Here is an 18,445-nt window from a genome sequence, read left to right on the forward strand (position 1 = left end):
GCGGTAGCGTGCCACCGTACTGATGGTGACGGATCTGGTGGCCCGGGCCAGGTACGCCATGCCATCTCCGGGCTCAGCACGGAAGGACGTTCGGGTGCCGCTCTTCACTCGCTCTCACCCATCGGCGCAGCCGAAAGCCACCGGGGAGACCGACTCGACAGCGGCGACGGAGGCCGCCGCCGCACCGCCCGAACCACAGGGCCCACCCGAGCCGGACGATACGGCGGACACGCCCGAGCAGCTCGAACCGGCCGAGGCGCCCGAGACGGCGGATTCCGCGGACCCCGCGGAATCCGCCGCGCCCGACGAGACCTCTGAGCCCGCGGAGCCGACGGATTCAGAGGCGGAATCCACCGCCGACTCCGCCGAGCCGTCGTCCCAACTCCCGTCCCGCGCCGGTTGGTTCGGCTGGCGGACGCGTTACCCCCGTACCGCACGTGCCGTTGGGGTGGGTACGACCGTGCTGGCGGGTGTGCTGCTGATCGTCGCGCTCCTCGTGCCCGACCGGCTCGACCGGATCACTCTCCAGTCGTTCTTCCGCTTCCCGGTCGAGGCGATCGTCCTCGCGATCGTCCTGCTCGTACTGCCCGCGAAGGCACGGCGGATCGTGGCCGTCGTGCTGGGGGCGTTCGTCGGGCTGTCCACCGTCCTGAAGTGCCTGGACATGGGCTTCTACCAGACCCTGGCCCGGCCGTTCGACCTGGTCTTCGACTGGGTCCTGCTGAGCGACGCGGCGGACTTCCTGAAGGACTCGGTCGGCCGCTCGGGCGAGGTGCTCGCGATCGTCGGGGTGATCGTGGCGCTGATCGCCGTGCTGGCGGGGAGCGCGCTCGCGATGGTGCGGCTGTCGGACGTGATGGCCAGGCACCGCCCCATGGCGGTACGCACCACACTCGTCCTCGGTGTCGTGTGGATCATGTGCTTCACGCTGAGCTTCCAGGTGGGCGGCGTCACGCTCGCCACGAAGGGCTACAGCACGTTCCTCGCCAACCGTGTGCAGTACGTCCGCGAGGGGCTGGGCGACGCCGACATCTTCAGGAAGCAGCTCGACGTCGACGCCTTCGCCAAGACCCCGCCGAACCAGCTGCTGACCGGCCTGCGCGGCAAGGACGTCCTGTTCACGTTCATCGAGAGCTACGGCCGGGTCGCGATCGACGACCCGACGATGGCACCGGAGATGGACAAGACGCTCGCGGCGGGAGACGCCCGGCTCAAGGCGGCCGGTTTCGCCTCGCAGAGCGGCTGGCTCAGGTCACCCGTGACGGGCGCCGGCAGCTGGCTCGCCCACTCGACGTTCCTGTCCGGGCTGTGGGTCAAGAACCAGCAGCGGTACCGGACCGTGACCACCAGCACCCGCGCGACCCTCACCAGCTACTTCCAGAAGACCGGTGCCTGGCGCACGGTCGGCATCGTCCCCGGTGTCCGCAAGGCCTGGCCCGAGGGCAAGTACTTCGGCCTCGACAACATCTACGACTCCACGCACCTCGGCTACAAGGGCCCGTACTTCAGCTGGACGCCGGTACCGGACCAGTTCAGCCTTCAGTCCTTCGAGGACCTGGAGTACGGCAAGAAGAACCGGGACCCGATCATGGCGGAGATCATCCTCGCCTCCAGTCACAACCCCTGGTCGCCCATCGCCCACACGATCCCCTGGAACCAGCTCGGGGACGGCACGATCTTCAACCAGATCAAGAAGGAGGGCACGAACCCGACGGAGGTCTGGAAGAGCGCGAAGCGCGTGCGCACGGAGTACCGCAAGGCCATCCAGTACTCCGTGGACAGCCTGACGCAGTGGATGCAGCGCTACGGCAACAAGAACACCGTCCTCGTCTTCCTCGGCGACCACCAGCCCGTCCCGACGGTCACCGGAGGCACCTCCGACCGGGACGTGCCGATCACGATCGTCGCGCACGACCCCAAGGTGCTGGACAAGATCTCCAGCTGGGGCTGGACGGACGGGCTCAAGCCGGCGGACAACGCACCGGTGTTGAGCATGGACAAGTTCCGGGACAAGTTCATGACGACGTTCGCGAAGTGACGGTCGCCGTCCGGTCGTCGCCGGGCGGCCCGCTACGCCCCGCGAGGAACGGCTCCACCGCCGCCAGGAACTCCTCCGGCCGGTCCGTGTGCACGAGATGTCCGGCGTCGACGGTCACCAGACGGGCGTCGGGAATCCGTTCGGCGACCGCGACGACCCGGTCCTGAGGGATCCCGCTGGTGGGACCGCCCGCGATCACCAGCGTGGGCATGGTGATCCGCCCCATGTGGTCCCACCACACGGGGTCGGGGCGGTTCGCCGAGACGTCGGTGGCCTCGATCATGGCCCAGTCGAACGGCAGCTTCCCCGCGGGGCGTTCGGTGGGCGGCCTCGGCGGATCGAAGGCAATCGGCGCCGGCACATCCTCCAGGACCAGCCGCCGTACGGCGTCGGGCGCCTCCTGCGCGAGCAGGTACGCGACGATGCCGCCCAGCGAGTGGCCGATGACGTCGGCGCGTTCGATGCCGAGGACGGTGAGAAGGGCGCGCATGTCGTCGCGCATCGCCTCGTACGCGTACACGTCGGCCGTGGCTCCCGGCTCGGTGCCGGGCCAGTCGCTGCGGCCGTGGCCGCGCAGGTCGGGGGCGTACACGCGGCGCGGGTCGGGTGCGCCTGCGAGCCGTTCGGCGATCCGCGTCCAGTCGATGCCGTCGGCGCCCCGGCAGTGGAGCAGGAGGACGGGCGGTGCCTCCTGGGGCCCCCAGGAGTGCAGGGCGAGGGTGATGCCGTTGGCCTCGACGGCTCGGGTCTCGGTGCGCATGGCGGGAATGTAACCGCCGGGACGACGGGCGGGGCGCCTACTCTGCCGAGGGCAGAACCGCGCCGTGCGCGTCGAGGAACGCGACGACATGGCGCACGAACCACTCCGGATCGTCCAGCCACGGGTAGTGACCGGCACCCGGCTGCACCGCCGATGTGGCGTGCGGGAACACGTCGGCGCTGCGGCGGGCGAGTTCGGGCCGGGGGCCGCCGTCGAGTTCACCCGCGAGAACCAGGACCGGTGCGGGCAGCCGGCCAAGAGCGGCCATGAGGGCCGGTGGGTCGAAGGCGCCCTCGGAGAAGTACAGGTCGGCGGCCTCGTCGTTGCTCTGCTCGTCGGCGAGTGCGGAGTTCCGTTCGGCGACGACATCCCAACGGCCGTGGAAGAAGGGCTCGAAGACCGGGTCGAAGTCGGCGGTGCCCGCGAGCCAGGCCTCGAACGCCGGGAACGCGTCCTCGAACCACGGTTCGCCCTTCCGGAGCCGGGCGGCGGCGAGCCGTCCCTCGGGTGTGGCCGGCATGCCCAGTGCCCATGGGGTGGCGGTGATCAACGCGAGTCGTGTCACCCGCTCGGGATGGCGGGCCGCGTAGAGCATGGCGAGGCTGCCGCCCGCCGAGTGCGCGAGCAGATCCATGTGGTCCAAGCCCATGTGGGCTCGCAACACCTCGACGTCGGCGACCAGTCGGTCGCAGCGGTACGTCCCCTCGTCGGCCGGCATCGCGGAGTCACCGGTGCCGCGGAGATCCAGCAGGATCAGCCGTCGATGCGCGGCCAGTCCGCCCAGGTCGCCGAGGTAGGCGGAGGCCCGCATGGGTCCACCGGGCAGGACGACCAGTGGCTCGCCCTCACCCCGTACGTGGTAGGCGAGTTCGGTGCCGTCGGTGGCGGTGAAGGTGCCGGTCACGGTCTGCATGACGGTAGATCATCACGGCCGACCGGGCGTGGGCGCAAGAGCGGACTCAGTCGCCGAACCGCTCCCGCAGCTCCCGCTTCAGGATCTTCCCGCTGGCGTTCCGCGGCAGCTTCTCCACGAACACGACCCGCTTCGGTGCCTTGAAGTGGGCGAGCTTCGCGCGGGCGTGGTCGATGAGTTGGGCCTCGGTGACCTCGCCGCGCGGGACGACGACCGCGGTGACCGCCTCGATCCAGCGGTCGTCGGGAAGGCCGATCACGGCGACCTCGGCGACGCCCTCGTGGGTGTAGAGCGCGTCCTCCACCTGGCGTGAAGCGACCAGTACGCCACCGGAGTTGATGACGTCCTTCACCCGGTCGACGACGGTGAAGAAGCCGTGCGCGTCCCGTACCGCGAGGTCGCCGGAGTGGAACCAGCCGTCGCGGAAGGCGGCGGCGGTCTCCTCGGGTTTGTCCCAGTAGCCCTCGCACAACTGCGGTGAGCGGTAGACGACTTCACCCTGGGTGCCGTCGGGTACGTCCTTGCCGTCCTCGTCGACCACGCGCGCGTCCACGAACAGGACCGGACGGCCACAGGAGTCCAACCGACCTTTGTGCTCGTCGGGGCCCAGGACGGTGGCCAGGGGGCCGATCTCGCTCTGGCCGAAGCAGTTGTAGAAGGCCAGCTCGGGGAGCCGTTCGCGCAGCCGTTCCAGGACGGGCACCGGCATGATCGACGCGCCGTAGTACGCCTTGCGCAGGCCGCTCAGGTCGCGGGTGGCGAAGTCCGGGCGGTTCGCCAGGCCGATCCACACCGTGGGCGGGGCGAACAGGCTGTCCACGCGCCCGGCCTCGATCAGGTCCAACAGCCGGTCGCCGTCGGGCGCGTCAAGGATGAGGTTGGTGGCGCCGACCGCCAGGTACGGCAGCAGGAACACATGCAGCTGCGCCGAGTGGTACAGCGGCAGCGCATGCACGGGCCGGTCCCCGGCGCTCAGGTCCAGAGCGGTGATCGCGCTCAAGTACTCGTGCACCAGGGCCCGATGGGTCATCATCGCGCCCTTGGGCAGCGCCGTCGTGCCTGAGGTGTAGAGCAACTGCACCAGGTCCTCGGTGCGCGGCTCGGGACCGTCGTACGGCGGCGCGGACGCCAGCCGCTCCAGCAGCGAACCGTCCGCGTCCCGCAGGGGCAACGTCCTTGTGTCGTCCGGCAGTTGGGCGGCGAGGTCCGGGTCGGTGAGCACCAGCGCGCTGCCGGACTGGCCGACGATGTACGCGAGGTCGTCGCCGGTGAGGTTCTGGTTGACCGGCACGTGCACGAGGCCCGCGCGGGCGCAGGCGAGGAAGCCGATCAGGTAGGCGTCCGAGTTGTGGCCGTAGGAGCCGACCCGGTCGCCCGGTGCGAGGCCCTGGTCGAGGAGCACGGTCGCCGCGCCGGAGACGGCGTCGTCGAGTTCCTGGTACGTCCAGGAGCGCTCGCCGTAGTCCACCGCCACGCGGGCGGGAGTGCGGCGGGCACTGCGTCGCAGTACCCCGTCAACCGTGCTGCCGTGTCCGGGCGTCATGACACATGATCCTCGGGCCGAGGCCCGGGCAGGTCAAGCCGGGCGGTCGAGGTGGGCCCGGCCCACATGTGCCGGACCCACACAGGGCGTCCGCCCATATGCCGTCCTCACATAGTCCGGACTCACATGGGCCGGACGTGCCCCTCCCAGTACGGGTCCCGCAGCCGCCGCTTGTACAGCTTGCCGTTGGGGTCGCGGGGCATCTCGGTGATGAAGTCGATGCTCTTGGGCCGCTTGTAGCCCGCGAGTTGCTCGGCGCAGTGGGCGAGAAGCGCGGCGGCGAGATCCGGACCCGGTTCATGGCCGGGGGACGGTTCGACGACGGCCTTGACCTCCTCGCCCCAGTCGTCGTGCGGGATGCCGAAGGCGGCGGCGTCGGCGACGGCGGGGTGGGCGAGGAGCGCGGACTCGATCTCGGCGGGGTAGATGTTGACGCCGCCCGAGATGATCATGTCGATCTTGCGGTCGCGGAGGAAGAGATAGCCGTCCTCGTCGAGGAAACCGAGGTCGCCGACGGTGAAGAAGTCGCCGATGCGGTTCTTCCTCGTCTTGGCCTCGTCCTTGTGGTAGGCGAAGCCGCCGGTGCTCATCTTCATGTAAACGGTGCCGAGTTCACCGGGCGGGAGCCGGTTGCCGTCGTCGTCGAAGACCGCGAGTTCGCTGATGGGCCAGGCCTTGCCGACGGTGCCGGGCTTCTTCAGCCAGTCCTCGGCGGTCGCGAAGGCTCCACCGCCCTCACTGGCCGCGTAGTACTCCTCCACGCAGTCGCCCCACCACTCGATCATGGCCCGCTTCACATGGTCGGGGCACGGGGCGGCGCCGTGGATGGCGTGCCGCATGGACGAGACGTCGTAGCGCGCCCGGACGTCCTCGGGGAGGGCGAGGAGGCGGTGGAACTGGGTCGGGACCATGTGGGTGTGGGTGCACTTCTCGCGGTCGATGAGGCGGAGCATCTCCTCCGGGCTCCACTTGTCCATCAGGACCAGTCGGTGGCCGATGTGCAGGCTGGCGCTCGCGAACTGGAGGACGGCCGTGTGGTAGAGCGGCGAGCAGACCAGGTGCACGTTGTCGTCGAAGGGCTTGATGCCGAAGATGCCGAGGAAGCCGCCGAGGTAGGCGGACTCGGGTGGCTTGCCCGGCAGGGGGCGGCGGATGCCGCGGGGGCGGCCGGTGGTGCCCGAGGTGTAGTTCATGACCCAGCCGAGTGTGCGGTCCGCGGGCGCCGACTCCGGTTGTCCGTCGAGGAGTTCGGGGTACGGCCGGAAGCCGTCGATGGCGCCGACCGCGTACCGGTGGGTGGCGGGGAGGCCGGCCTCGTCGGCGGCCTGGCGGACGGGTTCGGCGAACCGCTCGTGCGCGATGAGCACCTTGGCGCCGGAGTCGGCGACGATCCAGGCGATCTCCGGTGCGACGAAGTGGTGGTTGACGGGGACGAGGTAGAGCCCGGCCTGGGTGGCGGCCAGATGGGCCGTGAAGAACTCGACGCCGTTGGGCAGGACGACGGCGAAGGCGTCACCCGTCTCGAGTCCGGCGGCGCGCAGGCCGTGGACGAGTCGGTTGGCGGCGGCGTGCAGGCGGCCCGCGGTCCACACCTCGCCGTCGGGAGCGACGAGGACCTCACGGTCGGGGTTCTGAGCCGCCTGGGCCCAGAAGCCGGCGGGCGGTGTGCTCACGCCCTGTGTGGCGGCTCCACCTGACGCGGCCCCGCCCTGTGTGGCCCCACCCTGTGTGCTGTCGCCCTGTGTGCTCACTGGCCGCTCCTTCCGGCGATGCGGTTGATGCGGTCGACGGCCTGCTCGAAGCCGCGGGTGAGGTCGTCGAAGACGGCCTGGACACTGCGTTCGCTGTTCATGCGGCCGACGATCTGGCCGACCGGGGTGCCGAGCAGTGGTTCGACCTCGTACTTCTGGATGCGCGAGACGGCCTCGGCGACGAGCAGGCCCTGGAGTGGCATGGGGAGGGTGCCCGGGCCGTCCGGGTCGTCCCAGGCGTCGGTCCACTCGGTTCGCAGTTGGCGAGCCGGTTTCCCGGTCAGGGCGCGGGAGCGGACGGTGTCGCCGGACCCGGCGGCGAGCAGTTTGCGGGTCACGCCGGGCGAGTGCATATCGGCTTCCGTGGTGGTCAGCCACAGGGAGCCCAGCCACACGCCTTGGGCGCCGAGACTGAGCGCGGCGGCCACCTGCTGTCCGCTGCCGATGCCGCCCGCGGCCAGTACGGGCAACGGGTCGACGGCCTCGACGACTTCGGGCGTGAGCACCATGGAGGCGATCTCGCCGGTGTGTCCGCCCGCCTCGTAGCCCTGGGCCACGACGATGTCGATGCCGCCCTCCGCGTGCTTGCGGGCGTGCCGGGCGCTGCCCGCGAGCGCGGCGACCAGGACGTCCTGGTCGTGGGCGCGGGCGACGACGTCGGCCGGTGGCGAGCCCAGCGCGTTGGCGAGCAGCTTGATCGGGTAGTCGAAGGCGACGTCGAGCTGGTTGCGGGCGACCTGTTCCATCCACCCTGTGATGCGCCAGCCGGACGCCTCGCCCTCGGCGAGTTCGGGCACGCCGTACTTGGCCAGGGTCTCGGTGACGAACTGCCGGTGTCCTTCCGGGATCATCGCCTCGACCTGGGCCTCGGTGACGCCCTCCACCTTCTTCGCCGGCATGACGACGTCGAGGCCGTACGGCATCCCCTCGACATGCGCCTCCAGCCAGTCGAGGTCGCGTTTGAGGTCGTCGGGGGCGGTGTAGCGGACCGCGCCGAGCACTCCGAAACCGCCGGCCCGGCTGATGGCCGCGGCGACGGCGGGGAACGGCGTGAAGCCGAAAATGGCGTGCTCGACTCCCAGTTTCTTGCTCAACTCCGTCTGCATGGGCGCAGAATGCCGCAGTCCTCCGGACGACGGAAGGCCTTTTCTGATGCTCCGTCAGATTTTCCCGGCGGTCGGGTCCGCCACGGTGGCTTTTCCCTCAGCGGCTCTCCAGCCGGACGTGCAGTTCCCGTTCCTGGTCGCCTGAGGTCAGCGCGAGGTCGTGGACGGTGAACAGGGAGTCCAGGGTCGTACGGAACTGTTCGACGGCCCAGTAGCCGCCCTGGACGTCCGCGTCGACGGAGGCCGCGAGGCGGGCCGGGTCGCCGGTGGGGCGTTCGTGGGGGTCGGCGACGTCGAAGGTGCCGAGCCAGACCGTGGGCCGGGTGTCGTGGTGGTCGCGGGGTACGTCGTCGGCGCACCGGTCGGAACCGAAGCACGCGCACAGCGTGTCGAACACGATCCGGGCGTCCTCCTTGCTGCACCCGCTGATCTCCACCGAGACGGATTCCATGTGCGCGGGCACCATGTGTGCGCCATCGATGTCCCTGTCCGTGTTCATGGCGGTCACTCCTCTCGTCCCCTCCCAGAAAAGCACCACTTCCCCGGCGGGGCACCAGCTCGGTCAGCCCGCGTCGCCCTCCAGTACCGCCATCGCCGCGTTGTGCCCCGGTACCCCGCTCACTCCCCCGCCGCGTACCGCGCCCGCCCCGCACAGCAGCACGTTCGCGTGCCGGGTCTCCACGCCCCAGCGGCCGGTGTCGTCCTCGGCGTAGGGCCAGGTCAGCGCGCGGTGGAAGATGTTGCCGCCGGGGAGCCGGAGGTCGCGTTCCAGGTCGAGCGGGGTCTTCGCCTCGATGCAGGGGCGGCCGTCGGCGTCGGTGGCGAGGCAGTCGGCGAGCGGTTCGGCGAGGTGGGCGTCGAGCTGGGCGAGGGTGGCCTTCAGGAGTTCCTCGCGTACGGCGTCGTTGTCCCGTTCGAAGAGCCGGGCCGGGGTGTGGAGGCCGAAGAGGGTGAGGGTCTGGTAGCCGTCCTCGATCAGGTCCCGGCCGAGGATGCTCGGGTCGGTGAGGGAGTGGCAGTAGATCTCGGAGGGCGGTGCGGCGGGCAGTGAACCGGCCGCGGCCTGGGCGTGCGCGGCGGCCAGTTGGTCGTAGCCCTCGGCGATGTGGAAGGTGCCGGCGAAGGCCTCGCGCGGGTCGACCGAGGTGTCGCGGAGTCTGGGCAGCCGCTTGAGCAGCATGTTCACCTTGAGCTGGGCGCCCTCGGCGGGGGCGGGCGGTTCGTCGCCGGTGAGGGCGGCCAGTTGCTGCGGGGAGGCGCCGACGAGGACGTGCCGGGCGGCCACGACGTCTTCGCCGTCGGCGGTGCGGTAGGTGATCTCGGCGGCGCGTCCGTCCGTGTCGATGCGGACGGCCTCGTGGCCGGTGGCGAGTACGGCGCCGGCCGTGCGCGCGGCGGCGGCCAGGGCGTCGGTCAGGGCGCCCATGCCGCCGACCGGGACGTCCCAGGCGCCGGTGCCGCCGCCGATGACGTGGTAGAGGAAGCAGCGGTTCTGCGCGAGGGACGGGTCGTGGGCGTCGGCGAAGGTGCCGATGAGGGCGTCGGTGAGGACGACGCCCCGGACCAGGTCGTCGGCGAAGTTCTCCTCGACGGCGACGCCGATCGGCTCCTCGAAGAGCATCCGCCAGGCGTCCTCGTCGTCCACGCGGCGGCGCAGTTCGTCGCGGGTGGGCAGTGGTTCGGTGAGCGTCGGGAAGACCCGCTGCGCGAGGCGGCCGGTCATGCCGTAGAGCCGCTGCCAGGCCGCGTACTCGCTCTCGCCACCGGTGAGCCTGGCGAAGGCGTCGCGGGTGCGGCGCTCGCCGCCGCCGACGAGAAGCCCGGTGGGACGTCCGTCCCGTACGACGGGGGTGTACGACGAGATGGTGCGCCCGCGGATGCGGAAGTCGAGGCCGAGGTCCCGCACGATCTTCTTGGGCAGCAGGCTGACCAGGTACGAGTACCGGGACAGCCGTGCGTCGACCCCGGCGAACGGTCGCGTCGACACGGCGGCGCCGCCGGTGCCGTCGAGCCGCTCCAGGACGAGCACGGAGCGCCCGGCCCGGGCCAGGTAGGCGGCGGCGACCAGGCCGTTGTGGCCGCCGCCGACGATGACGGCGTCGTAGGTCCGGTGTCCGGGTCCCTCGTGTACAGGCATGGTTCTTCGTAACACGAGGTGATCTAGGTCGGCCAGAGGTGGGCGCACGGTCGTCAGTGCCCGCCCGACGCCCGCCCCTGTCGCAGTACCGCCACCCGGCGGTAGAGCTCGACCGCTTCCGCGTTGCGGCCGAGTTGTTCCAGGCAGTGGGCCTCGTCGTTGCGGCTGGCGAGGGTGTCGGGGTGGTCGGGGCCCAGGACGCGTTCGCGGGCGGCGGCGACGCGGCGGTATTCGGTGAGGGCGTCGGCCCAGCGGCCGAGCCAGCCGAGGCCGACGGCGACCTCGCGGCGGCTGACCAGGGTGTCGGTGTGGTCGGGCCCGAGGACGCGCTCGCGGATGGCGCACACGTCGCGGGACTCGGCGAGGGCCTCCTCCCAGCGGCCGAGGCGGCCGAGGTTGACGCCGAGGCCGTGGCGGGCGCGGAGGGTCTCGGGGTGGGCGGGGCCGTGGACGCGGGTGCGGTCGTCGATCAGGTCGCGGTAGAGCTTGAGGGCGTCGGCGCTGCGGCCCAGGCGGCCGAGGCTGATGCCGATCTCGTAGCGGGCGGCGAGGGTGTCGGGGTGGTCGGGGCCGAGGGCCTGCGCGCGGGCCTCGGCGACCTCGCCGTAGGTCTGGAGTGCCTCCTGCCAGCGGCCCAACTGGCCCAGCGCGTAGGCGACTTCGTAGCGGGTGACCAGGGTGTCGGGGTGGCCCGGGCCCAGGACGCGGGCGCGGGCGGCGGCGACCTCGCAGGCCATGCGGTACGAGTCCTCCAGGCGGCCGAGGCGGCTGAGGTTGAAGGCGAGGTTGTGGCGGCAGCGCAGGGTGTCGGGGTGGTCGGGGCCCATGGTGCGTTCGCGGGCGGCGAGGACGGACGTGTACACCTGGTGTGCGTCGAAGTGGCGGCCCAACTGGCCCAGGACGTAGGCCATTTCCTGCCGGGCGGCGAGGGTGTCGGCGTGGTCGGCGCCCAGTGCGCGTTCTCTGGCGCGCGCCACGTGGGTGTACTCGTGGAGGGCTTCCGCCGCGTGGCCGGTGCGGCTGAGGGTGAAGCCGAGTTCGTAGCGGCTGGCGAGGGTGTCGGGGTGGTCGGGGCCCAGGAGGTGGCCGCGTTCGGCGGCGACCGCGCGGTGCACCTCGCCGGCCTCCGCCCAGCGGCCGAGGCGGCCCAGGCTCAGGCCCGCGTTGTGGCGTCCGGCCAGTGCCTTGAGGGCCTCCGGGGGTGGCGCGGACGCCGACTCCGGTGCGGGTTCCCCGGCGTGGCCGGTGGCCGGGCGCGCGATCCACTCGCCGGTGAGCCCGGCCCCGGCGTCCGGCGGGGTGGTGCGCAGTCCGGCGCCGGTCGCCTTGTGCCCGGTGGTCATCCCGCGCGTCCAGGACGGCAACCGCGGCTCGCGGGAGACCGGTTCGGGCGAGGGCAGTTGGGGTCGCGGGGTCACAACTGTCGGCACGTACAGGGGTGTCGTACGGCCCATGGTGATGCGGCGGCCCAACTCGCGGGCGTCGTGCGGGCGTTGTTCGGGGAGCTTGGCGAGCAGGTCGAGGATGACCTTCTCCAGGTATTCGGGCAGTTCGGCACGCTGGGCGCGGGGCGGCCGGGGCGGGGTGTCGCGGTGGCCGATGAGGATGGCCCAGGCGTCGCCGAGGTCGAACGGCGGTGCGCCGGTGGAGAGTTCGTACAGGACGCAGCCGAAGGAGTAGAGGTCGCTGCGCTGGTCGACCTCGGAGCCGCCGATCTGTTCCGGCGACATGTAGTGCGGGGTGCCCATCGCGATGCCGGTGCCGGTCAGCCGGGACGTGAAGCCGATGTCGGCGCCGAGGCGGGCGATGCCGAAGTCGCAGATCTTCACCGTGCCGTCGGTCAGCCGCATGATGTTCGCGGGCTTCAGGTCCCGGTGCACGATGCCCTGTTGGTGGCAGTAGGCGAGGGCGGAGGCGACCTGCTCGGCGATGTCGACGACGTCACCGACGGGCAGCGGGCGCTGCTGGTTGTCCTCCAGGAGCTGGCAGAGGTTTCGGCCGTCGAGGAGCTCCATCACCAGGAAGAGGACGCCGTCGGACTCGCCGAAGTCGTGGACGACGGTCACCCCGCGGTGCTGGAGCGCGGCGGCCACCCGGGCCTCGCGCCGGAACCGCTCGCGCAGGACGCGGGTGAACGACTGGTCGTGGTGCGGGTTCAGCGGCTTGAGGCACTTCACGGCGACATGGCGCCCCAGCGACTCGTCCCGTGCCCGCCACACCTCGCCCATGCCGCCGCGCCCGATCAGGTCGAGCAGCCGGTAGCGGCCCTGGATCAGCCTGCTGTCCCCCATCTCCCGCGATCGCCCCCGTCGGTGTTCGTCCTGCCCTCCCCTGGCTCGTCCAGTATGGCGAGCGATCGTCCGACTTTGTACGGGGAGGGTCGGGACCCGGGGCCGAGCCGTGACATGGCGCGGATGATGTGCTTGGGCGGGAGTTGCCAGCGCACATGGGCGGGAACGCAGCGCAACAGGGTGCCTGTGACGCGCAGTTGCCGGGTGACGGTGGCGGCTGCGGCGGCCGGTCTGCCGTAGAGCCGGTGGGCGTACGGCGGCAGGGAGGCGTACGCCAGGTGTGCCACGCGCCGCCAGAGCAGCTCGCGCGCCGGGACGAGGAGGGGGTGCGTCGGCGGGCGGAGCAGGAAGTCGTCCACTTCGCGTGCCTCGGGTCCGGCGGCGAGCGCGGGCCCTATCTGCTCGAAGCAGGCGGCGAGTCCGGCCCGGTCGCCCGGTACGGCGGCGGGGTCGAGGCCCACCAGTCGGGCGCTCTCCCGTTGTTCGGCGAGATAGCGGTCGGCCTGGGCGTCGGTGAGACGGAAGCCGGAGCGGCGCAGCACGTCCAGATACGAGTCGACCTCGGCGCAGTGCACCCACAGCAGCAGCTCGGGCTCGTCGATTCCGTACCGCTCCCCCGTGTCCGGGTCGGTCGCCCCGAGCATGCTGTGGATCTTCCGCACCCGGGCGCCGGCCTTCTCGGCGGCCTCGGTGGTGCCGTAGGTGAGGGTGCCGACGAAGTTCGCGGTGCGCATCAGTCGTCCCCAGGCGTCGCGCCGGAAATCGGAGTTCTGCATGACTCCGCGGACGGCTCGCGGGTGCAGTGCCTGGAGGTAGAGCGCGCGGACGCCGGCGACCCACATCATGGGATCGCCGTGCATCTGCCAGGTCACGGAGTCCGGCCCGAACAGTCCCGGGTCGCCCGTCCCAGGGGCGTCCATGTCCGCAGGCTAACGCCGTACCCTCGGCATTCCCAGACCGATCCACGAGATGATCTCGCGCTGGATCTCGTTGTTGCCGCCGCCGAAGGTGAAGATCACGGCGGAGCGGTAGCCGCGTTCCAGTTCGCCGTGCAGGACGACGCCCGCGGAGCCCTCCTGAAGGGCGCCGGCCGCGGCGACGATCTCCATGAGCCAGGCGTAGGCGTCACGGCGGGCCTCGGAGCCGTAGACCTTGACGGCGGAGGCGTCCTGGGGGGTGAGGGTGCCCTCCTGGACGGCGTTCACCATCTGCCAGTTGAGGAGTTTCATGGCGTCGAGCCTGGCGTGGGTGCGGGCGAGGAGGCGGCGGACCCAGGGGAGGTCGACGACGCGGCGGCCGTCGGCGAGTTTGGTCTCCATGGCCCAGTGCTGGACGTCGTGCAGGGCGCGGATGGCCATGGTGCCGTGGGCGGCGAGGGTGACGCGTTCGTGGTTGAGCTGGTTGGTGATCAGGCGCCAGCCCTGGTTCTCCTTGCCGACGCGGCGGGAGACCGGGACGCGGATGTTCTCGTAGTAGCTGGCGGTGGTGTCGTGCGAGGCGAGGGTGTTGATCACCGTGCAGGTGTAACCGGGGTCGGCGGTCGGCACGAGCAGCATGGTGATGCCCTTGTGCGGCGGGGCCTCGGGGTCGGTGCGGGTGGCCAGCCACACCCAGTCGGCGGTGTCGCCGTTGGTGGTCCAGATCTTCTGCCCGTCGACGACGTACTCGTCGCCGTCCCGTACGGCCTTGGTCTTGAGCGCGGCCAGATCGGTGCCGGCCTCGGGCTCGCTGTAGCCGATCGCGAAGTCGATCTCGCCGGAGAGGATCTTGGGGAGGAAGTACGCCTTCTGTTCGTCGGTGCCGAACTGCATGATCGTCGGGCCCACGGTGTTGAGGGCCATCAGCGGCAGCGGTACGCCCGCCTGCGCGGCCTCGTCGAAGAAGATGAACTGCTCCATCGGCGTCAGCCCGCGCCCGCCGTACTCCTCGGGCCAGCCGACACCGAGCCAGCCGTCCGTGCCGAGCCGGCGGATCGTCTCGCGGTAGAAGCGCTTCTGGGCGGCCGGGTCGGCATAGCGGGAGTAGGCGTGGTCGGGGACCAACTCGGCGAAGTAGGCACGCAGTTCGGTGCGCAGCCGCTGCTGCTCGGGCGTGTATTCGAGATGCACGGCGCCTCCAGGCTCCCAAGGCCGGTCCTGACGGCGCACACCGTAGAACGTGTTCCAGAAATTGGGAATGGCGAGGCGGCGATGCCCGCCAAGAGGGTGCCCGCGCCCGTCAGTTCAGCGTCGCCAGGAACTCCGTGCACGCCCGTGCGCAGTCGCGGCAGGCCCGGGCGTACGCCTCCGCCTCCGCGTCCGGGCGCTCGTCGAAGAGCTGTGCGCTCTCCAGGCAGACGAGCAGGCACCACTTGGTCTGGAGGCGGAGGGTGGGCTCGTCCTGGAGGTTGTGTTCGGCCAGCATGCGGCAGGTCGCGTCGCAGACCTCCGCGCACCACAGCGCCTTCTGCCGGACGAGGGCCTCGTGGCCGGTGGCGTCCGGGTCCGTGCGGCCGACGCGCAGCACGCAGGCCCGCGCGCACGCGGTGCAGGCCTGGGCGCAGGCGAAGCGGTCCTCCAGAAACCGGACCAGCTCCTGTTGGGTCGTCATCGCTGTCACGCGGTTCGGGTTGCCGCCGCCGGCCGCCGCAAACCCGGCGGGCGGATGCCCGGGGGTGCGCGGGAGCCCGGCGATCAGTACGGTGCTGTCCAGGTGTTCGACCTTGGACACGGGAGACTGCGCACGTCATCGAGGGGTTGAGGCGGCATGGCCGGCAAGAAGGCGGCAAAGCTGCCGCGCGACACGTACGAGACCGAACTGCTGCGGTTGCAGACGGAGTTGGTGAAGCTCCAGGAGTGGGTGCGGGCCGAGGGGACCCGGCTGGTGATCGTCTTCGAGGGCCGGGACGCCGCGGGCAAGGGCGGCACCATCAAGCGGGTCGCCGAGCACCTCAACCCGCGTGTCGCCCGGATCGCCGCGCTGCCGAAGCCGACCGACCGGCAGCGCACCCAGTGGTACTTCCAGCGCTACGTCGAGCATCTGCCGGCCGCCGGGGAGATCGTGCTGTTCGACCGGTCCTGGTACAACCGGGCCGGCGTCGAGCGGGTGATGGGCTTCTGCTCCAAGGAGGAGTACCAGCTGTTCCTGCGCCAGTGCCCGATCTTCGAGCGGATGCTCGTGGAGGACGGGATCGTGCTGCGCAAGTACTGGTTCTCGGTGAGCGACGCCGTGCAGCAGGACCGGTTCCGGCGCCGGCTGGAGGATCCCCTGCGCCGCTGGAAGCTGTCGCCGATGGACCTGGAGTCGATCACCCACTGGGAGGACTACTCGCGGGCCAAGGACGAGATGCTGGTGCACACCGATGTCTCGGAGGCCCCCTGGTACCTCGTCGAGAGCGACGACAAGCGCCGGGCCCGGCTGAACATGATCGCCCACCTCCTCGACTCGCTGCCGTACCACGAGGTGGCACCGCCGGTGCTGGAACTCCCGCCCCGCCCGCCGTCCACCGGCTACCAGCGCCCGCCGCGCGACCTTCAGACCTACGTCCCGGACCACGCGGCGAGCCTCTGAAGCGGGCGGACCGAGGAACACCGTGTCGCACAGCCCGGGCGGGCGCCGCGTGGAGTGGCGGCGACTGACGCCCGGAATCGCCGCGCTGGCCGGCTACCGGCGTGCCTGGCTGCGCGGCGACCTGCTGGCCGGTGTCACCGTCGCCGCGTATCTCGTCCCGCAGGTGATGGCGTACGCCGGGGTCGCCGGACTGCCCCCGGTGGCGGGCCTGTGGGCGATCCTGCCCGCGCTCGCCCTGTACGCCCTGCTGGGCTCGTCCCGGCTGCTGTCCGTGGGCCCCGAGTCGACGACCGCGCTGATGACAGCGACTGTGGTGGGCCCCCTCGCGGCGGGCGACCCGAGCCGGTACGCCACGCTCGCCGCCGCCCTCGCGGCCACGGTCGGCCTGCTCTGCCTGGCCGCGTGGGCGGTACGGCTGGGCTTCGTCGCCGATCTCCTCTCGCGCCCGGTGCTGATCGGCTATCTGGCGGGCGTCGCCCTGATCATGATCGTGGACCAGCTGCCCAAACTCACCGGGGTACCGACGACCGGCTCGGCCTTCTTCCCCCAACTCTGGTCCTTCCTAAGGCACTTGGACCGCCTCCACGGGCCCACACTGCTGTTCGCCACCGTCCTGCTCGCGTTCCTCTTCACGTTGGCGCGCCTGTCCAGGGCGGTGCCCGGTCCCCTGCTGGCCGTGGTGCTGGGCACGGCGGCCGTGGCGGCTCTCGACCTCGACGACCGGTACGGCATCAAGGTGATCGGCCATGTCCCGGCGGGCCTTCCCACGGTCGGCCTGCCGGACCTCACCGAACTCCCCCACCTGGTGCTGCCCGCACTCGGTGTCCTGCTCGTCGCCTACACCGACTTCATTCTCACCGCCCGCGCCTTCACCGGCGGCGAAGAGGACGAGGGCCCCACCCTCGAAGCCGACCAGGAGTTCCTGGCCCTGGGCGCGGCCAACATCGGCGCCGGTGTCCTGCACGGCTTCCCGGTGAGCAGCAGCGCCAGCCGCACCGCGCTGGCCTCCTCCACGGGCGCCCGCAGCCAGGCGTACTCGCTGGTCGCCGGGGCGGTGGTCCTCGCGGTCCTCCTCTTCCTGAGCCCCCTGCTGTCCCGCACCCCCTCGGTGGTGCTCGGCGCCCTCGTCGTCTACGCGGCCCTCCGCATGATCGACCTCTCCGGCTTCCACCGCCTCGCCACGTTCCGCCGCCGCGAACTCCTCCTCGCCCTGTGCTGTCTGGCCGGAGTCCTCGCCCTGGACATCCTCTACGGTGTGATCGTCGCCGTTGGCCTGTCGGTGGCCGAACTCCTCACCCGGGTGGCCCGCCCGCACGACGCCGTCGAGGGCCTGGTCCCCGGTGTGGCCGGCATGCACGACGTGGACGACTACCCGCAGGCCCGCACCGTCCCCGGGCTCCTCGTCTACCGCTACGACTCACCGCTGTTCTTCGCCAACGCGGAGGACTTCCGCCGCCGCGCACTGGCCGCCGTCGACCAACAGGCGGCCCCCGTACGGTGGTTCGTCCTCAACACCGAGGCCAACGTGGAGGTGGACATCACCGCCCTGGACGCGGTCGACGAACTCCGCCGCGAACTCACCCACCGTGGCGTGGTGTTCGCCCTGGCCCGGGTGAAGCAGGACCTCCGCGACGACCTTCAGGCGTACGGACTGGTGGACTCGGTCGGCGAGGACCACATCTTTCCCACTCTGCCGACGGCGGTGGCCGCGTACCGGGAGTGGAGTGGCGGGGCCGGTCGGGGAACGGCCGGTTCGGGGTCGTAGTGGTCTGGGTCCCGGAAGTTCGGTGACGTGCAGGTCACTCGAACCGTATGACGACCCAGAACTGGCGCCGGGCCGAGCACCGTCGGAATGGCATGGGACCCGTCCACTGAGTAGCCTCCGGGGCATGCGGATCTCTGTTTCCTCGGACATGGACGAACCTGTGGCGCGTGCCCTCGTCGCGGAGTTGCGCGAGCGCGGTCACGAGGTGCTGGCGCACGGGGCGCTGCTCCCCGGGGACGATCCGCAGTGGGCGGTCTGCTCGGAGGCGGCCGCCCGTGAGGTCGCCGCCGGGACCGCCGACCAGGCGGTCGTGTGCTGCTGGACCGGCACGGGGGCGTCGATCGCCGCGAACAAGGTGGCGGGCGTACGGGCGGCACTGTGCACGGACGCCTACACGGCGGACGGCGCCCGGCGCTGGAACGACGCCAACGTCCTGGCCCTCGGTCTGCGCCTGACGTCCGAGCCGCTGCTCAGGGAGATCCTCGACGCCTGGTTCGCGGCGGAGCCAAGCACGGACGCCGACGACCGGGAGAACGTGGCCCGCGTCGGCAGCCTCGACCTGAACAGGACTGCTCCGTAGGCGAGTTGGCGT

General features: G+C 71.2%; 15 protein-coding genes. 4 read left to right on the forward strand and 11 right to left on the reverse strand.

What is annotated here, in order from left to right; genetic code table 11:
• The first annotated feature begins 94 nt into the window (after nt 1–94).
• Nucleotides 95–2,038, forward strand: coding sequence for a sulfatase (locus ACQHII_RS04070; RefSeq protein WP_427917892.1), 1,944 nt, complete (start codon nt 95–97; stop codon nt 2,036–2,038).
• Here ACQHII_RS04070 and ACQHII_RS04075 read toward each other — a convergent pair.
• The 11 genes from ACQHII_RS04075 to ACQHII_RS04125 all read right to left on the reverse strand — a co-directional run bounded on the left by ACQHII_RS04075 (nt 2,016) and on the right by ACQHII_RS04125 (nt 15,128).
• The gene (locus ACQHII_RS04075) at nt 2,016–2,798 is read right to left on the reverse strand and encodes an alpha/beta fold hydrolase (RefSeq protein ID WP_427917893.1); all 783 of its coding nucleotides are present in this window, start codon (nt 2,796–2,798) and stop codon (nt 2,016–2,018) included. The two genes, ACQHII_RS04070 and ACQHII_RS04075, sit on opposite strands and share 23 nt — an antisense overlap.
• A 37-nt stretch (nt 2,799–2,835) precedes the next feature.
• Entirely contained in the window at nt 2,836–3,711 is an 876-nt protein-coding gene (locus ACQHII_RS04080) for an alpha/beta fold hydrolase (protein ID WP_427917894.1), read from the reverse strand.
• A 46-nt stretch (nt 3,712–3,757) separates the two neighbouring features.
• A complete protein-coding gene (locus tag ACQHII_RS04085) occupies nt 3,758–5,254 on the reverse strand; it encodes an acyl-CoA synthetase (protein ID WP_427917895.1) in 1,497 nt (498 codons plus the stop codon).
• Nucleotides 5,255–5,376: 122 nt separating this feature from the next.
• On the reverse strand, nt 5,377–6,927 hold the full coding sequence (locus ACQHII_RS04090) for an acyl-CoA synthetase (RefSeq protein ID WP_427917896.1): 1,551 nt from the start codon (nt 6,925–6,927) through the stop codon (nt 5,377–5,379).
• Nucleotides 6,928–7,001: 74 nt separating this feature from the next.
• Nucleotides 7,002–8,111, reverse strand: a complete 1,110-nt coding sequence (locus tag ACQHII_RS04095; protein ID WP_427917897.1) for an NAD(P)H-dependent flavin oxidoreductase — start codon at nt 8,109–8,111, stop codon at nt 7,002–7,004.
• A gap of 97 nt (nt 8,112–8,208) precedes the next feature.
• On the reverse strand, nt 8,209–8,610 hold the full coding sequence (locus ACQHII_RS04100; protein WP_427917898.1) for a hypothetical protein: 402 nt from the start codon (nt 8,608–8,610) through the stop codon (nt 8,209–8,211).
• Between the two features lie 63 nt (nt 8,611–8,673).
• Nucleotides 8,674–10,248, reverse strand: a complete 1,575-nt coding sequence (locus ACQHII_RS04105) for a phytoene desaturase family protein (RefSeq protein WP_427917899.1) — start codon at nt 10,246–10,248, stop codon at nt 8,674–8,676.
• Between the two features lie 53 nt (nt 10,249–10,301).
• Complete coding sequence (locus ACQHII_RS04110) at nt 10,302–12,539, reverse strand: tetratricopeptide repeat protein (protein ID WP_427917900.1); 2,238 nt, start codon at nt 12,537–12,539, stop codon at nt 10,302–10,304.
• Complete coding sequence (locus ACQHII_RS04115) at nt 12,521–13,459, reverse strand: oxygenase MpaB family protein (RefSeq protein WP_427917901.1); 939 nt, start codon at nt 13,457–13,459, stop codon at nt 12,521–12,523. The genes ACQHII_RS04110 and ACQHII_RS04115 overlap by 19 nt, the downstream gene beginning before the upstream one ends.
• Before the next feature lie 9 nt (nt 13,460–13,468).
• Nucleotides 13,469–14,647, reverse strand: coding sequence for an acyl-CoA dehydrogenase family protein (locus ACQHII_RS04120; protein ID WP_427917902.1), 1,179 nt, complete (start codon nt 14,645–14,647; stop codon nt 13,469–13,471).
• Between the two features lie 109 nt (nt 14,648–14,756).
• Entirely contained in the window at nt 14,757–15,128 is a 372-nt protein-coding gene (locus ACQHII_RS04125) for a ferredoxin (RefSeq protein ID WP_427925223.1), read from the reverse strand.
• A gap of 156 nt (nt 15,129–15,284) precedes the next feature.
• Between ACQHII_RS04125 and ppk2 the strand changes: the two genes are divergently transcribed.
• From ppk2 to ACQHII_RS04140, 3 genes are all read left to right on the forward strand, one after another.
• Entirely contained in the window at nt 15,285–16,088 is an 804-nt protein-coding gene (gene ppk2, locus ACQHII_RS04130) for a polyphosphate kinase 2 (protein WP_427917903.1), read from the forward strand.
• A gap of 22 nt (nt 16,089–16,110) precedes the next feature.
• The gene (locus tag ACQHII_RS04135) at nt 16,111–17,853 is read left to right on the forward strand and encodes a SulP family inorganic anion transporter (RefSeq protein WP_427917904.1); all 1,743 of its coding nucleotides are present in this window, start codon (nt 16,111–16,113) and stop codon (nt 17,851–17,853) included.
• Nucleotides 17,854–17,977: 124 nt separating this feature from the next.
• A complete protein-coding gene (locus ACQHII_RS04140) occupies nt 17,978–18,433 on the forward strand; it encodes an RpiB/LacA/LacB family sugar-phosphate isomerase (protein ID WP_427917905.1) in 456 nt (151 codons plus the stop codon).
• Nucleotides 18,434–18,445: the final 12 nt, after the last annotated feature.

The organism is Streptomyces sp. cg40, assembly GCF_050320165.1.
Classification (GTDB): domain Bacteria; phylum Actinomycetota; class Actinomycetes; order Streptomycetales; family Streptomycetaceae; genus Streptomyces; species Streptomyces hokutonensis.

What these genes read in the sequence shown, in the direction of transcription:
- ACQHII_RS04085 (WP_427917895.1), bottom strand. Translation starts at nt 5,254, where the DNA reads ATGACGCCCGGACACGGCAGCACGGTTGACGGGGTACTGCGACGCAGT.
- ACQHII_RS04115 (WP_427917901.1), bottom strand. Translation starts at nt 13,459, where the DNA reads ATGGACGCCCCTGGGACGGGCGACCCGGGACTGTTCGGGCCGGACTCC.
- ACQHII_RS04100 (WP_427917898.1), bottom strand. Translation starts at nt 8,610, where the DNA reads ATGAACACGGACAGGGACATCGATGGCGCACACATGGTGCCCGCGCAC.
- ACQHII_RS04105 (WP_427917899.1), bottom strand. Translation starts at nt 10,248, where the DNA reads ATGCCTGTACACGAGGGACCCGGACACCGGACCTACGACGCCGTCATC.
- ACQHII_RS04080 (WP_427917894.1), bottom strand. Translation starts at nt 3,711, where the DNA reads ATGCAGACCGTGACCGGCACCTTCACCGCCACCGACGGCACCGAACTC.
- ACQHII_RS04095 (WP_427917897.1), bottom strand. Translation starts at nt 8,111, where the DNA reads ATGCAGACGGAGTTGAGCAAGAAACTGGGAGTCGAGCACGCCATTTTC.
- ACQHII_RS04075 (WP_427917893.1), bottom strand. Translation starts at nt 2,798, where the DNA reads ATGCGCACCGAGACCCGAGCCGTCGAGGCCAACGGCATCACCCTCGCC.
- ACQHII_RS04110 (WP_427917900.1), bottom strand. Translation starts at nt 12,539, where the DNA reads ATGGGGGACAGCAGGCTGATCCAGGGCCGCTACCGGCTGCTCGACCTG.
- ppk2 (WP_427917903.1), top strand. Translation starts at nt 15,285, where the DNA reads ATGGCCGGCAAGAAGGCGGCAAAGCTGCCGCGCGACACGTACGAGACC.
- ACQHII_RS04140 (WP_427917905.1), top strand. Translation starts at nt 17,978, where the DNA reads ATGCGGATCTCTGTTTCCTCGGACATGGACGAACCTGTGGCGCGTGCC.
- ACQHII_RS04125 (WP_427925223.1), bottom strand. Translation starts at nt 15,128, where the DNA reads ATGACGACCCAACAGGAGCTGGTCCGGTTTCTGGAGGACCGCTTCGCC.